The 13,311-nt window shown below is 67.1% G+C and carries 13 protein-coding genes; 4 read left to right on the forward strand and 9 right to left on the reverse strand.

The genetic code is table 11. The features are described from left to right. Positions 1–8 precede the first annotated feature (8 nt). The 3 genes from fliE to flgB all read right to left on the reverse strand — a co-directional run bounded on the left by fliE (position 9) and on the right by flgB (position 1,302). On the reverse strand, positions 9–329 hold the full coding sequence (fliE, locus tag WDM24_RS28025) for a flagellar hook-basal body complex protein FliE (RefSeq protein WP_029085414.1): 321 nt from the start codon (positions 327–329) through the stop codon (positions 9–11). Positions 330–355: 26 nt separating this feature from the next. Next, positions 356–781: a flagellar basal body rod protein FlgC gene (gene flgC / locus WDM24_RS28030; protein WP_338690854.1), complete on the reverse strand. Its 426-nt coding sequence runs from the start codon at positions 779–781 to the stop codon at positions 356–358. Between the two features lie 110 nt (positions 782–891). After that, the gene (gene flgB, locus WDM24_RS28035) at positions 892–1,302 is read right to left on the reverse strand and encodes a flagellar basal body rod protein FlgB (protein WP_166306062.1); all 411 of its coding nucleotides are present in this window, start codon (positions 1,300–1,302) and stop codon (positions 892–894) included. A gap of 351 nt (positions 1,303–1,653) precedes the next feature. Here flgB and WDM24_RS28040 point away from each other — a divergent pair, with 351 nt between their 5' ends. The 4 genes from WDM24_RS28040 to WDM24_RS28055 all read left to right on the forward strand — a co-directional run bounded on the left by WDM24_RS28040 (position 1,654) and on the right by WDM24_RS28055 (position 5,539). Next, entirely contained in the window at positions 1,654–2,613 is a 960-nt protein-coding gene (locus WDM24_RS28040; RefSeq protein WP_338690855.1) for a flagellar biosynthetic protein FliO, read from the forward strand. Further along, on the forward strand, positions 2,610–3,362 hold the full coding sequence (gene fliP / locus WDM24_RS28045; RefSeq protein WP_338828067.1) for a flagellar type III secretion system pore protein FliP: 753 nt from the start codon (positions 2,610–2,612) through the stop codon (positions 3,360–3,362). Before WDM24_RS28040 ends, fliP begins: the two co-directional genes overlap by 4 nt. 86 nt (positions 3,363–3,448) lie before the next feature. After that, entirely contained in the window at positions 3,449–4,336 is an 888-nt protein-coding gene (locus WDM24_RS28050; protein ID WP_338828069.1) for a hypothetical protein, read from the forward strand. Positions 4,337–4,387: 51 nt separating this feature from the next. Then, positions 4,388–5,539 (forward strand): aminotransferase class V-fold PLP-dependent enzyme, encoded by a 1,152-nt coding sequence (locus WDM24_RS28055; RefSeq protein ID WP_338828070.1) that lies wholly within the window; start codon positions 4,388–4,390, stop codon positions 5,537–5,539. Here the strand turns inward: WDM24_RS28055 and WDM24_RS28060 are convergent. From WDM24_RS28060 to WDM24_RS28085, 6 genes are all read right to left on the reverse strand, one after another. After that, the gene (locus tag WDM24_RS28060) at positions 5,536–6,777 is read right to left on the reverse strand and encodes a YbfB/YjiJ family MFS transporter (protein ID WP_338828071.1); all 1,242 of its coding nucleotides are present in this window, start codon (positions 6,775–6,777) and stop codon (positions 5,536–5,538) included. The two genes, WDM24_RS28055 and WDM24_RS28060, sit on opposite strands and share 4 nt — an antisense overlap. 120 nt (positions 6,778–6,897) lie before the next feature. Continuing rightward, positions 6,898–7,152 carry a 4-oxalocrotonate tautomerase family protein gene (locus WDM24_RS28065; protein ID WP_338828073.1) on the reverse strand — a complete coding sequence of 85 codons (255 nt, stop codon included), beginning with the start codon at positions 7,150–7,152 and terminating at the stop codon, positions 6,898–6,900. 20 nt (positions 7,153–7,172) lie between these two features. Beyond that, the gene (locus WDM24_RS28070) at positions 7,173–7,883 is read right to left on the reverse strand and encodes an SDR family NAD(P)-dependent oxidoreductase (RefSeq protein ID WP_338828074.1); all 711 of its coding nucleotides are present in this window, start codon (positions 7,881–7,883) and stop codon (positions 7,173–7,175) included. 88 nt (positions 7,884–7,971) lie between these two features. Continuing rightward, positions 7,972–8,931, reverse strand: coding sequence for a LysR family transcriptional regulator (locus WDM24_RS28075; protein WP_338828075.1), 960 nt, complete (start codon positions 8,929–8,931; stop codon positions 7,972–7,974). A gap of 26 nt (positions 8,932–8,957) precedes the next feature. After that, a complete protein-coding gene (locus tag WDM24_RS28080) occupies positions 8,958–9,194 on the reverse strand; it encodes a hypothetical protein (protein ID WP_166207248.1) in 237 nt (78 codons plus the stop codon). A gap of 69 nt (positions 9,195–9,263) precedes the next feature. Then, positions 9,264–13,085 carry a tetratricopeptide repeat protein gene (locus tag WDM24_RS28085; protein ID WP_338828077.1) on the reverse strand — a complete coding sequence of 1,274 codons (3,822 nt, stop codon included), beginning with the start codon at positions 13,083–13,085 and terminating at the stop codon, positions 9,264–9,266. Positions 13,086–13,311 lie beyond the last annotated feature (226 nt).

Raw genomic sequence — 13,311 nt, forward strand, 5'->3', positions numbered from 1 at the left:
AAGTGACATCAGATCGGCATCTTCATGATGTCTTCGTAGGCCTGGATGACGCGGTCGCGGACCGAGACCAGCGTCGACACCGCAACGTCGGTGTCGGCGACCGCCGTCACCACGTCCATCACATTCGCCTTGCCCGAGGCCATCGCCATGGTCTGCGCGTCGGATTTCTTGCCGGCCTCCAGCACGCTGCCGACGGAGTCCTTGAGCAGCGCGCTGAACGACGGGCCGGCGACGGCCTGCCCGCCCAGCCCGGCCTTCTCGGCGCCGCCGCGCTCCATCAATTTCGCGAGACTGGCGTAGGCGTTGGCGGCGACTGTCGGTGTGGCCATGATTTACGTTCCCTGTTCTTGTTGCGTCAGGACTTGAGGATGTCGAGCGTGCGCTGGATCATCCGCCGCGTCGCGCTGATGATGTTGAGATTCGCCTCGTAGGAGCGCTGGGCGTCGCGCATGTCGGTCATTTCGACCATCGGATTGACGTTCGGATATTTGACGTTGCCGGAGGCATCCGCCGCCGGATTGCCCGGTTCCTGCTTGATGCGGAACGACGACCGGTCCGGCCGGATCCGGCCGAGGGTCACGACCTGGGCGTCGAGCGAGCGGTCGAGCGCGGACGAGAAGGTCGGCACCTTGCGGCGATAGGGATCACCGCCCGCGGTCTGCGCCGTCGAATCGGCGTTGGCGATATTTTCCGAGATCACCCGCATCCGCCCGGCCTGCGCGCGCAGGCCTGAGGTCGCGATGCTCATCGAGCGGGTGAAATCGCTTGTTCCATCTGCCATGGGATCCTCCTGCCGCCGTCAGGTGTCAGCTTGTTTTGAGCATGATCTCCGCGCAAACGCCTTGCGTTTGTCGCGAGGGAAAACCGCTCCACACTTTTCCGGATCATGCTCTAGCCCTTGCCGATCGCGGTTTTCAGCAGATGCAGGCTTTTGCTGTAGAGCGAGGTGACCGCCGCGTAGTCCATCTGGTTGGCGGACACTTTCAGCATCTGGTCCTCGAGATTGACCGCGTTGCCGGCCGGACGGGTCTGGAAGCCGCTCTTGCCCCGGTCGTTGTCGAAGGTATCAGGCGCGCCGGCCGCCGCCAGATGGGTGCCGCTGGTCTGCATCATCGGCAGCGTCCCCACGCCGCCGCCGACCGTGGCGCCGCCGCGGTCGAACTTCGGCTCGACCAGGTCGCGCGGCCGGAAGTTCGGCGTGTCGGAATTGGAAATGTTCTCGGCAAGGACGCGCTGGCGCTCCTGGTGCCACTGCATCTTGCTGCGCAGCGCCGACAGGATCGGGAGATCGTTCATGGACATCGCCGCGGCTCCGTTAACCTCTTGGACAACCCTTGGGCTCCCGAGGTAGGCAGAATTTGCCCGGTGTATGGTTAACGGGCGGTTAAAATGTTGGACTGATCCGTGGAGAACGCCGCAACTGAGGCCTGAGAGCGCATTTTCGCCACGAATGCTGCGTTAACCAGCACGGACCAAGACAGCGTGGGGCGCTGAGAAGTCGTTTTGGGACAAGCGATTCTTGGTTTATTAATAGAACAGCCGGCTGCAAGCCGCTGGGAATTAAGAAATAAGGCGAATCTCGGGCGCGATTCGCTGCGCAAACCGCACCTGTCAATCCGCGCTCGTTGATGGCGAAAGCTGAGGAAGGCCACGATGGCCGGGGACTCCAATATGCAGGTCGTTACATTCGTCTTGGCATTCGTGGTCGTGCTGGCGCTGATCGGCGTCACCGCATGGCTCGTCCGCCGCTTCGCCGGAAACCGCCTCGGGGCCAACGCCAATCGGGGGCGGATGCCGCGGCTGGCGGTGATCGACGCTGCCGCGGTCGACGGCCGGCGCCGGCTGGTGCTGGTCCGCCGCGACAATATCGAACATCTGCTGATGATCGGCGGCCCCACCGATATCGTCGTCGAGCCGAACATCGTCCGCGCCATGCCCGGGCGTGATCAGATGTCGGCCCGCCCCGCGGTCGGCCCCGAAGCTGCGCTGCCGCGCGCCGCACCGCTTCCGGACGCGGCCTGGAACGAGAGCGAGGCCGCCCGCTCCGACACTTTCGAACTTCCCGAGCCCGAGCCGCCGCCACGTCAGGCGCGCCCCTCCTTCGCCGACGAGTTGCGCCGGCCCCCGTCGCCGGTCGCCGAGCGTCGCAGCGATCCGCTCACGGGCTTCACGCCCGAGCGTAGCGAGCCGCGGCCCGATCCGATGCCGCCGCGCCTGCCGCCGCGCTCCGAACCCGTGATCCCGCGTGTGCCGCGCGCGGCCGAACCGCCGAAGGCGCCGCCGCCGCTGCGCGCGCCCGCGGCCGAGCGCGCCGTCACGCCACCGCCTCCCCCCGCTCCGCCACCGGTCGCGACGCAGGCGCCTCCGGCCCAGCCGCCCGCATCGAATGCCGACGCCAATCTCGCCGAGATGGCGCAGCGGCTCGAAGCTGCGCTGCGCCGCCCGACCGGCCCAGGCGAGACCGTCGCGCCGCCGGTTGCGCCCGAGGCGCCGCCGGTGCGTGCGCCGCGCAGCGAGCCGCCCGCCGCGCCTGCCCAGCCGAAGAGCGGGTTCGAGAATCTCGAGGACGAGATGGCCTCGCTGCTCGGCCGACCACCGAAGTCTCCTTCGTGAGATCAGGGTCCGTCCCGCGTAGAGTTTTTTTCATCGCTGTCCTGATCGCCGCCGGGTCCTTCGCTGATCCGGCGATGGCGCAGGATATCAGCATCAATCTCGGCGGCGGCAATGGCGGCGTGACCGAGCGCGCGATCCAGCTGATCGCGCTGCTCACGGTGCTGTCGATCGCGCCGTCGATCCTGGTCATGATGACGTCGTTCACGCGCATCGTGGTCGTGCTCTCGCTGCTGCGCACCGCGCTCGGCACCGCCACCGCGCCGCCGAACTCGGTGATGATCGCGCTCGCGATGTTCCTCACCGCCTTCGTGATGGGGCCCGTGCTGCAGAAATCCTATGACGACGGCATCAAGCCGCTGGTCGCCAACCAGATCGGCGTCGAGGAGGCGTTGCAGCGCGCTTCGGTGCCGTTGCGCGGCTTCATGCAGAAGAACGTCCGCGAGAAGGATCTGAAGCTGTTCATGGACCTCTCCGGCGAACCGCCGCCGGCGACGCCCGATGAGATGTCGCTGCGCATCCTGGTGCCGGCCTTCATGATCTCCGAGCTGAAGCGCGCCTTCGAGATTGGCTTCCTGTTGTTCCTGCCGTTCCTGATCATCGACCTCGTGGTCGCCTCGGTCTTGATGTCGATGGGCATGATGATGCTGCCGCCGGTGGTGGTGTCGCTGCCGTTCAAGCTGATCTTCTTCGTGCTGGTCGACGGCTGGGCGCTGGTCACCGGCAGCCTGGTGCAGAGTTACGGGGGGTAGCCCCGCGAAACAATCATGGCCCGTCAGCTGGATCGGCCGTGCCGTTGCACTATCATGCGCGGCACCGCATCCAGGGAGCCGTGCCCGTGCAGCAGCCATTCGACCGCGCCGCAGAAGATCTCGGCAATTCCATCCATCTCGAGCATGTCAACGTGCAGGTGCCGGACCAGCGCCTTGCCACGCTGTTCTATGTCGCCGGCATCGGGCTGACCCGCGATCCCTATCTGATGGTCTCCGACAGCAACATGTGGGTGAACGCCGGCCGCAGCCAGTTTCATCTACCGACCGGCCGGCCACAGGTGCTGCGCGGCCACACTGGAATTGTGATCGCCGGACGGCAGGCCCTGCTGGCGCGGCTCGCCGCCGTTGCGCCCAAGCTCGAAGGCACCGCATTCAGCTATCGCGAGCGCAACGATCATGTCGAGGCGACCTGCCCCTGGGGCAACCGCCTGCGCTGCTTTGAGCCGGACGCCGAGCGGTTCGGGCGCATCGCGCTCGGCATGCCCTATGTCGAATTCGAGGTGCCGCGCGGCACCGCCGAGGCCATCAGCCGGTTCTATCCCGAGATCATGGGCATCCCCGCCAGCGTCGCGAACGGCGACGGCGTCGTCGCGCGCGCCAAGGTCGGCAAGAACCAGTATCTGCAATTCCGCGAGACCGATCAGGCGCAGGGTGAGTTCGACGGCCATCACGTCCAGATCTACATCACGGACTTCTCGGGTCCCCACAAGCGGCTGCGGGAGCGCAATCTGGTCTCCCGCGAGGACAATCAGTACCAGTACCGCTTCTGCGACATCGTCGATCCCGCCGATGGCCGGCATCTGTTCACCGTCGAGCACGAGGTGCGCAGCGCCACCCATCCGATGTATCTGAGGCCGCTGATCAACCGCAATCCGGCGCAGACCAACCGCACCTTCGCCAACGGCTACGATCAGGCGCCTTGGGCGATGGGACCGGATCAGTATGACGGGTGAGCGCACGCCTCCGCATCACGTCACCCTCCGCAATTTCAGCCACGAGACCACATGCTTCCCTCCCAGCGCCACCTCTTCGAGATTCCACGCGAGATCTGCTACCTGAACTCGGCGTCCTACAGCCCGCTGCCGCTGAAGACGCTGGACGCCGGCCGCGCGGCGGTCGAACGCAAGGGCCAGCCCTGGACCATCGATGCCGGATTTGCCGGCCGCCAGCATGAGCGCGCCCGCGCTGCGGCGGCGCGCCTGATCAATGCCGATGCAAATGATGTCGCCCTGATCCCCGCGATCAGCTACGGCGTCGCGACGGTCGCGAAGGCGCTGAGCATCCCGCGCGGCACCCGCGTCGTCGTGCTGGAGAACGATCACTCCTCGCCGGTGCTGGAATGGCACGCCCGCGCCGAGGCGCAGGGTTTCGTCGTCGACACCGTGCACCAGCCTGCCGACGGCGACTGGACGTCGGCAGTGCTCGCGACGATCGAGCGGTCAGGCGCGCTGCCGGTCGGCCTCGCCTCGATCTCATCGGTACACTGGTCGGACGGCGGCATGATCGATGTCGACAAGGTGCAGGCGGCGTTGCGGCGGCACGGTGCGATGTTCGTGATCGACGCGACGCAGAGCGCCGGTGTCGTGGCGATGGATGTGACAAGGCTCGATCCCGACGCCGTGATCTTTCCGACCTACAAATGGCTCATCGGCCCCTATGGTCGCGCCTTCCTCTACGTTGCAAAACGCCACCAGAACGGCGTGCCGCTGGAGCAGACCGCCGCCGGCCGCCGCAACGTGAACTCGGAGAACCCGGTCTATTTCGGCGATCTCGGCTATGTCGACAACGCCCGCCGCTACGACATGGGCGAACGCGATCATTTCATCACGCTGGAGATGGCGTCGATCGGCATGGAGATGATGGCGGACTGGGGCGCCGCTGCCGTCAGCGAGCGGCTCTCGATGCTCACCGAGCGGATTGCCGACGGTGTGCGCGACCTCGGGCTCGACGTGTTGCCGCGCAGCGTGCGCGCGCCGCATATCCTGAGCCTCGGCATGGCGGGCGGCATCCCGAAGGAATTGATCGCGCGGCTGGCCGCCGAGAACATCCACGTCGCGTTGCGGCTCGGCCGGATGCGGATCTCACCGCACGTCTTCAACGACGACGCCGATGTCGACCGCCTCGTCGCGGTGTTGACGAAGGCGCTGCGCGGTTAACTCCGCTTGCGCCCCAGCACAACGACGCTGACCAGTTCGATCGCCAGCGCGACGGCAACGCCGGCCGCGCCGATCACGAACAGCAGCGCATAATCGCCGCCGCTGTGCGCGAACAGATAGGACAGGCCGTACGCGCCGGCCGCCTGGAACAGCGCGAAGGTCGTGGTGGCCTGCGCCCAGGCAGAACGTTGGCTCGCGGCGGAATGCGGGATCAGCTCGTGGATGCGCCCGATCACGAGCGGCACGATACCGGGCGTGAACCCGCCGACAATGAGGCTCGACACGATCATTGCGGCCGGTGACGTCGTCACGGCGGGCAGCGCGACCGCAACCGCCTCGATCAGGAACGCCACGCGAAGCGCCGCGGCAAAGCCTGCGCGATCGGCGAGATGTCCTGACAGCAGCGGACCGACCACGGCGCCGATTCCATACAGCACCCAGTAATAGGAACCTGCCGCGATCCCCTGCCCGAGTCCGCGGGCCACGAAATCGACCAGGAACACCATATGCGGCACCAGCGCCAGCGCGTTGAGGCCATATTCCAGGCACAGCGCGATCAGCAGCGGTGAGCGCACGCCATGCGACGCAACGTGCTGTTCTGCGGCAGCATGCGCGGCAGGCGCCTCGGCCGGCCACGCCTTCCAGCTGATCAGGGTCAACGCCGCCGACAGGATTCCGAGCCCGTACCAGGCCTGCTTGACGCCCTGCTGCAGCAACAGCGGCACCAACGTGCCCGAGGCGGCTACGCCCAATCCGACGCCGGCGAAGATCACGCCGCCGATCAGGCCGCGCTTGCTCGGCGCGGTGTGCGGCAAAATCGCGGTCGCCGCCAGCACCATGATCACGCCGCCGCTGGCGCCGGCGAGGAAGCGGAAACCGAAGAACCAGATGAAGGAGACCGGCACCGCGCAGGCAAAGCAGGTGATCGCAGCCAGTGTCATCATACTGCGCAGCGCCCACACCGAGCCGATCCGCGCGCCGAGATCGCGGGCGATCAGCGCACCGGCGAGATAGCCGGCAAGATTGGCGGCACCGAGATAGACCGCTTCCGCCGGCGTGAACCATTTGGCCGCGATCAGCGCCGGGATCAGCGGCGTGTAGGCAAAGCGCGCCAGCCCGAGCCCGACCAGCGAGGCGCACAGCCCTGCGGCCGCGGACAGCCACAGCGGTCCGCCCGCATCGCGATGTGGTTCGGCGTGATGGCGCCTGTCGTGATCGACATTGGCAGACATGGACATCGCAGTAGGTCCTCCGGCCGTCGGTGAAAAATGATTAGTTGCGATCGCAGCAATCGTTCGTAGCGATCACACCCGCCTCTCCCGATCGGGAGAGGCGCCGGGTTCGATTTGCGCGAGGGGTCAGCGGGAAGCTGTCGCTACCGCAGCAGCAGCCGCGAGCTTCTTGCGATAGTCCAGCGCGGGCAGCCCGCCCCAGCCCCAATTGTCGGTATCGACTTCCTCGATGACGACGAAGGTCGATTCCATGGGCTTGCCGAGCACGTCGCGCAGCAATTCACTGGCGCCCTTGATCAGCGCGGCCTTCTGCTCCCGTGTCGTGGACGACGCGCCCGGCGCCGTCCCCTCACGCGTGACCTGGATGGTGACGATAGGCATGATACGCTCCCGCTCGCACCTTAATGCCCGGCGCTCTGGCCGCCGTCGACATGCAGGATCTCGCCGGTGACGAAGCCCGCGCCTTCCAGGAACAGCACGGCGTCGACGATGTCCTTCATCTCGCCCATCCGTCCGACCGGATGCTGCTTGGCGAGGAAGTCGTGGGTCTCAGGCGCGTGCATCGTGCTCTTGATCACGCCCGGCGCCACCGCGTTGACGCGGATGCCCCTGGCGGCATATTCGATCGCGAGCGACTTGGTCGCCGCATTCAGCCCGCCCTTGGTCAGCGAGGCCAGCACCGAGGGCACGTTGCTGTTGGCATGGTCGACCAGGCTGGTCGTGATCTGCACGATGTGGCCGGACCCTTGCTTCGCCATCTCCTTCGCCACGCGACGGGTGATGTAGAAGAAGCCGTTGAGGTTGGTCGCGAGCACCGACGCATAGTCCTGGTCGGTGTAGTCGGTGAACGGTTTTGCGACGAAGATGCCGGCATTGTTGACCAGCGTGTCGACGCGGCCGAAGCGCGCGAGCGCCTGCTTGACGACGCGGTCGGCAACCTCGGGATCGCCGATGTCGCCCGCGACCGCCAGCACATCGGCATCGGAGGACGGCCTGATGCTGCGGGAATTGGCGACGACGCGGTAGTTGCGGTCGCGATAGCCCCTGACGAGCGCTTCGCCGATTCCCTGCGACGCGCCGGTGATAATGGCAACCTTCTGCTCTGCACCCATGGTCTCTCTCCATCTGTTGGTGAGGCTGCAACAGCGCCGCCCCGATGGAGAGCAACCTAAATACGTTCAGTTTCCGCGCGAATGCCCGCTATTCGGCAGACACTCTTCCGCGGCGCGAACGACTGGCCTGGCTGGCTTCGCGCGACAACCGCTCGAAATAGCGTTTCAGCCGCGGCGTCGCGAAGTCAACGAAGGCGCGCACCTTCGGCACGTCGAAGCGGCCCTGCGGCGCCAAGAGATGCACCGGAAGCGGCGGATGCTCGTCGCTTGCGAGCAGGATCTGCAGCCGCCCGTCGCGGATTTCCTCGGCGATGTGATAGGAGAACAGCCGGGTGATGCCGTGCCCTTCGCTGGCCGAGGCGACCGCCGCGCGCACCGTGTTGACCACCAGCCGCGGCGTGAACTGCACCGCGCGCGCGACCTTCGACTTCGCGGCCGGCGGAAAACTCCAGGAGTCGAGCCCGAAATGCGTCATCGCGATGATCTGATGCTTCGCGAGATCGGCCGGCTCGCCGATCACCGGGTGCTGCGCGAGATAGCCCGGTGATGCCGCGACCACGCGGCGCACCTCGCCGAGCTTGATCGCGACGAAATTGGAATCGGCGAGATGGGCGATGCGCAGCGCGACGTCGATGCCCTCGTCGATCAGATTGACGGTGCGATCGAGCATCACCAGCCGGGCGACCACCGCGGGATGCTCGGTCATGAAGGCATCAAGCACCGGCCGCAGCACATCCTCGCCGACCACGACAGGCGCCGTGATCGTCAGCGTGCCGCGCGGCGCCGAGCGCTCGCCGCCGGCCGAGATGTCGGCCTCCTCAAGCTCAGAGAGGATGCGCCGGCACGCCGCCGCATAACGCTGCCCGGCATCGCTCAGCTTCAGCGATCGCGTGGTGCGATGAAGCAGCTCGGCACCGACATGATGCTCAAGGAACGAGATGGCACGGCTGACCGCCGCCGGCGAGCGCCGCAACTTCCGGCCGGCGCCCGCAAGGCTGCCCTCGTCGACCGCCGCGACGAAAACCTTCATGGCGTCGATGCGGTCCATAAGCTTTCCTCGGCTCGCGGCTGCCGCTACCCCTGCACATCATACTGCTTGCTGAGGTGATCGCCGATCTGCACCAGCATCGCGACGCATTCGGGGTAGCCGGGCCTGGCCACCGTGGCCTCGTCGGCGCTGGCACGGAATTCCCAGCTGTCGCCGTCGCGCAGCACGGAGATGTCGATGCCATCAGGGCAATCGGCATGCACCTTCAGCTCGGCCCGCGCCATCGCGATAAGTTCGGCTTCGGTCTTGCTCGGCTTGCTCATATGACGACGTCCTCCCGGCTGGCGACTTCCGCCATGGTTGCCGATTTGATGGGCGTCTGTCGAGGGGCGCTACTGTGACGCGCTGGCGCGGCGCTCGCCCTTGATCGCCGGCAGCGTGCTCATCGGCGCGACCTTCGCACTGTCTGGCACCGATCCGGTCGCGACCGGATCGGGCAGCGGCGCGCGGGCGGTGGCGTCGGGGAAGCGGACCTTCATCTCGCGGATGAAGCCGTCAAGCGTGTCGACGCTGGCGGCCATCCGCGCGATCTGGGCGAATTCCGCGCTCGAGGTCGCAACGGGTTTGCTGGCCGCGTCGAACGCCAGCCTGTCGGCATCACCGGACATCAGCGGCGCGTATTTCTCGCGGAACCGGGATAGCCCGATGGCGTCCTCGGCGAGCGCGTAACCGACCACGGCACGGATGATGTCAGCCTTCTCGCCCGGGTTGAGCGGGATGAAGTCGCGCCAGCGATCGCCGTAGTAGAGCTCGATCTGCTCGGACGCCTCGCGCCAGTGCCGCGACGCCCAATAGATGTCCGAGCGCAGCCGGATCGCCTCGCGGCCGGTGATGTTCGAGATGATGTCGAGCGCGAGGTCGTGCCGGCCGACGTCGCTCTGCGCGCGCGCCTCGAGCAGCAGCCGCTGCTGGCGCAATTCGCCGGAGAGGTCCGCGATCCGGGTCGAGCGCAGCGCGCCGATGGCGCGGTCGGGCTTGCGGTTCATCAGATAGACCATTGCAAGGCGCGCGGCGACCTGGGCGCGCGCCGCGCCTTCGAGACGCTTGTCGACCTGGTATTGCAGGAGGTCGGCGGCCTGGTCGAGCAGATCGACACCCACGAGACGGTCGGCGAGACGCCGGATCATCTCGTCGCCGCGGCGGCCGATCGGCGTCAGCTCGCGGTATTCGTAGAAGGTGCCGAGCGCATCGATCGGCGCCATCTCGTCGCCCTTGGGGCCGAGATAGAGCTGCACGAACAAGGCCGACGCGGCATCCTGCGCCAGCCGCGATTCCGGCGCGTTCGGCTGCAGCCGGGTCGCGGCACGCGTCACCGCGAAGGCGTCGGCATAGCGCGCGGTCTCGGCGTAGATCTTCGACAACACGTAGAGCGTCTTCAGCTCGATGGAGTCGCCGCGCCACAGCATCGACAACAGCTCGAGCTCCTTCAGCACATCGTCGCGCCCGATCTCGCCGCGCTTCTGCTTGAGCAGCGTCTCGAGCAGCCTGCCCTCGGCAGCGGCCTGACGGTCCGCCGAATTGGCGGCGAAGCGGTAGGCGTCAAGCGCGTCCTTCTCCTGGCCGAGCGCTTCGGCGAGCCGGCCGCGCAGCACCGCAACCGCGGGCTTGAGCTCATCGGGAACGCCGACCACGTCGAGATCGCTCTTGCGCCGCGCCGCGCCGGCATAGTCTTTGACCTCGAGCGAGGCCTTCATCGAGTCCAGGGTGACGATGCGCTGCAGGTCGGCAGGCAGCGTCGCGACGGCGAATTCGGCGTTCTTGAACTTCTCGCGCGCCTCGGCCCATTTGCCTTCGCGGGCAAAGGCGAGCCCCTTCCACAATTGGGAATCGTAGCCATTGCCGATCACGGGATTGGCAAGGTCCTTCAGCCCCTGCGCCGGATGCCCGATCAGGATGCTGGCGACCGCGTGCACCATCACCACAGGCGCCGTCTCGCTGCCGCGCTTGCTCTCGGACAGGATCAGATTGGTGACGCCATGCGCTTCGTAGTACATGCCGCGCGCCATGTAGAAATCGGCGAGATCGAGCCGTGCCTGCGGCAGTTGCTCGGCATTGGCGGCGCCGGCCGCCACGATCAGAGCGTCGAGCTGCTTGAGGAAAGTCTCCGACCGGTTCTTGCGCCACTCGTCCGGATCGAACAGCGGCTTCACCGCCGCGGTCGCGCGCTCCGCGGCGACGTCGGCCGACGACAGCGTCAACCCGCCGGGCCGGCCCAGCATCACCTTGTCGGCGCCAACCTCCGCCTTGACGTCGTCGGCGTTGGGATGGACCACGACGCCGTGGATCGATTCTAGCAGCGAGAGCTCGACGAAATCCTGCCGCTTGATGATGCCGCGGGTCGGCGGCGGCGCGGTCACCACCCAGAGCGTATCGCCGGCGTCGGGATCAACCAGTTTATGGAGCTGGCCGGGATTGGCGAGCGGCACGCTGACATTGGCGAGCGCGGGCTCCGAGATGTTGCGCACCACGCTGAGCGGCAGCGGCGGCTTCTGCACCCGGTCGGCAAAGGTCAGCGTCCAGCTCACGCCGCGCGAGCGGTCGTCGCTCTCGAGCGACGGCATCTGCGGCCGGTTGAGGCGGAAGCGCACCGCCTGCCCCTTCTCCAGCGCAATCCGGCTGACGTCTGATATCAGCGAGCCGGCCTTGGCGCGGATCGGATCGACATCGATCGCCTCAGGCGTGTCAAACACCATCCACACCGTGTCGGCGCGGCGGAACAGCGCCGCCGGCGTCGCGCCGGGGAATGCAAAGGTCACCCGCAGCCCGTCGCTGTCGCGCTGGGCATCGACCGCGGGCTTGCCACCGGCACGGGCATCAGTGGGCGGCGATGGTGCCGCGGCCGGCTTCGGCGCTTCCGTTGCCGGCGCGGCCGCGACGGCAGGCGCGGGCTTTGGCGCATCGCTCACCGGCGCCATGTTCGGTTCAGCCGCGGAAGGGGCGCTGCCTTCGCGCGGGGCCGGCGCAGCAGCGTTCTCGACGCCAACAGCCGGAGCAGCTGCGATCTTCGGCAGCTCGGAATTGGGCAGCTCCGATCTCGGCTGTTCCGTTTTGGCGGGCGCGGCTGCCGGCTGTTCGGTCGTGGCTTGCTCGGGCTTGACCGGCTCGGCTTGCGGCGGTTCGGATTTGACCGGCTCCGCCTTGGACTGCTCAGGCTTGGACTGCTCAGGCTTGGGCTGCTCAGGCTTGATCTCGATCTTGGCCTCTCGCGCGATGCTTTCCGACGTCACCGGCGCGATCGCCGCAGCGCCTTTGGCCTTGCCGCGCGGCGTGGGCAGCAGCGCGCTCAGCGCGGGCTTTGCCGCCGGCTGCTCGTTCTGCTGGAACGCGACATCGACGATGTAGTTCTTCTCGTCGCGAAACGAATGCACGTCGACATCGCCGATCAGAGTCACGTCGACCGCCGAGGTGTCGGTGTCGGCGCGCGCGCTGATCGACGCGACGTTCGGGGGTGCGGCGATCTTGGCATCGGCAAGGTCGAAGCTCAGCACCGAGTTGAAGGCCAGCGTCAGCTTCTGTTCGTTCAGCACCGAGGAGACGCTGACACCGTCGGGGACCTCGAACACGAAGCGGACGAAGGTGGGCTGCACCAGCGCGCGAACGCGCACCGGCGGCTTTTTCTTGGCGGCGTCGGCGGCTCGCTGCGCGCGCAGCAACCGCTCGGCGGCGCGGGCGCGCTCGGCAAGCTCGCGGATCACCTCCTGCGGCAGCGACGGCGGCGGCCCGGTCCAGCTGTCGGGCAGGAAGTCGATGAAGATGCGTTCGCCGGCGGTCATGGTGTTGATGGTGACGCGGCGCGCCAGCGACAGGCGGATCGCCGAACCGTCCGGATCGCGGCGCGCGGCGCCGACATAATCGGGCACCGCATCCGACAGTTTCTCGACCGGGATATCGACCGGACGCTTGAAGCGGATCACGATGATCGTGCCGGCGGCGGTGACCTCGGACTCGACATCCTCCTTCAGCTTCAGCACCAGCCGGGCAAAGCCGTTCGCGGCCGAGAATGCCGCCTCACCCGGCACCGGGTCTTCGGCGCGCGCAGCGGGCGAATATGTGAGGATTGTGAGAGCGAGGCCGGTGGCGAACAGGCACAGACGCGCAGTCCGCGCCCAGGCGCGGCCTAGCGACCATGTTCCAGCGGCAGCCGTTCGCGCCATCTCGAAACGTTTTCTCGGGACCCCAGCCATACCAGCGCGAAGCGCCCTCGCCCACGCGTCCCGATCTTGGATCGGGCGGCGTTAAGGAGCTGTTAACGTCAATGGATTGTTTCGGAGGGGGGCCAGCAAGGAGCGAGCAAGTCTATAGGCGGTTTCCGAGCTGGCTCCGCCCCGCGATGCTCTGCCCCCAATGAGGCCGCGAGGTATTTCAGACCATTCTCGAATG

This window comes from Bradyrhizobium sp. 27S5 (assembly GCF_037217225.1).
GTDB classification, from domain to species: domain Bacteria; phylum Pseudomonadota; class Alphaproteobacteria; order Rhizobiales; family Xanthobacteraceae; genus Bradyrhizobium; species Bradyrhizobium septentrionale.

Bases quoted from the DNA above. Each gene is read 5' to 3' on its own strand.
- flgC (WP_338690854.1), bottom strand. From the start codon at position 781: ATGGCAGATGGAACAAGCGATTTCACCCGCTCGATGAGCATCGCGACC.
- WDM24_RS28065 (WP_338828073.1), bottom strand. From the start codon at position 7,152: ATGCCTATCGTCACCATCCAGGTCACGCGTGAGGGGACGGCGCCGGGC.
- WDM24_RS28085 (WP_338828077.1), bottom strand. From the start codon at position 13,085: ATGGCGCGAACGGCTGCCGCTGGAACATGGTCGCTAGGCCGCGCCTGG.
- flgB (WP_166306062.1), bottom strand. From the start codon at position 1,302: ATGTCCATGAACGATCTCCCGATCCTGTCGGCGCTGCGCAGCAAGATG.
- fliE (WP_029085414.1), bottom strand. From the start codon at position 329: ATGGCCACACCGACAGTCGCCGCCAACGCCTACGCCAGTCTCGCGAAA.
- WDM24_RS28075 (WP_338828075.1), bottom strand. From the start codon at position 8,931: ATGGACCGCATCGACGCCATGAAGGTTTTCGTCGCGGCGGTCGACGAG.
- WDM24_RS28040 (WP_338690855.1), top strand. From the start codon at position 1,654: ATGGCCGGGGACTCCAATATGCAGGTCGTTACATTCGTCTTGGCATTC.
- WDM24_RS28070 (WP_338828074.1), bottom strand. From the start codon at position 7,883: ATGGGTGCAGAGCAGAAGGTTGCCATTATCACCGGCGCGTCGCAGGGA.
- WDM24_RS28060 (WP_338828071.1), bottom strand. From the start codon at position 6,777: ATGTCCATGTCTGCCAATGTCGATCACGACAGGCGCCATCACGCCGAA.
- WDM24_RS28080 (WP_166207248.1), bottom strand. From the start codon at position 9,194: ATGAGCAAGCCGAGCAAGACCGAAGCCGAACTTATCGCGATGGCGCGG.
- WDM24_RS28055 (WP_338828070.1), top strand. From the start codon at position 4,388: ATGCTTCCCTCCCAGCGCCACCTCTTCGAGATTCCACGCGAGATCTGC.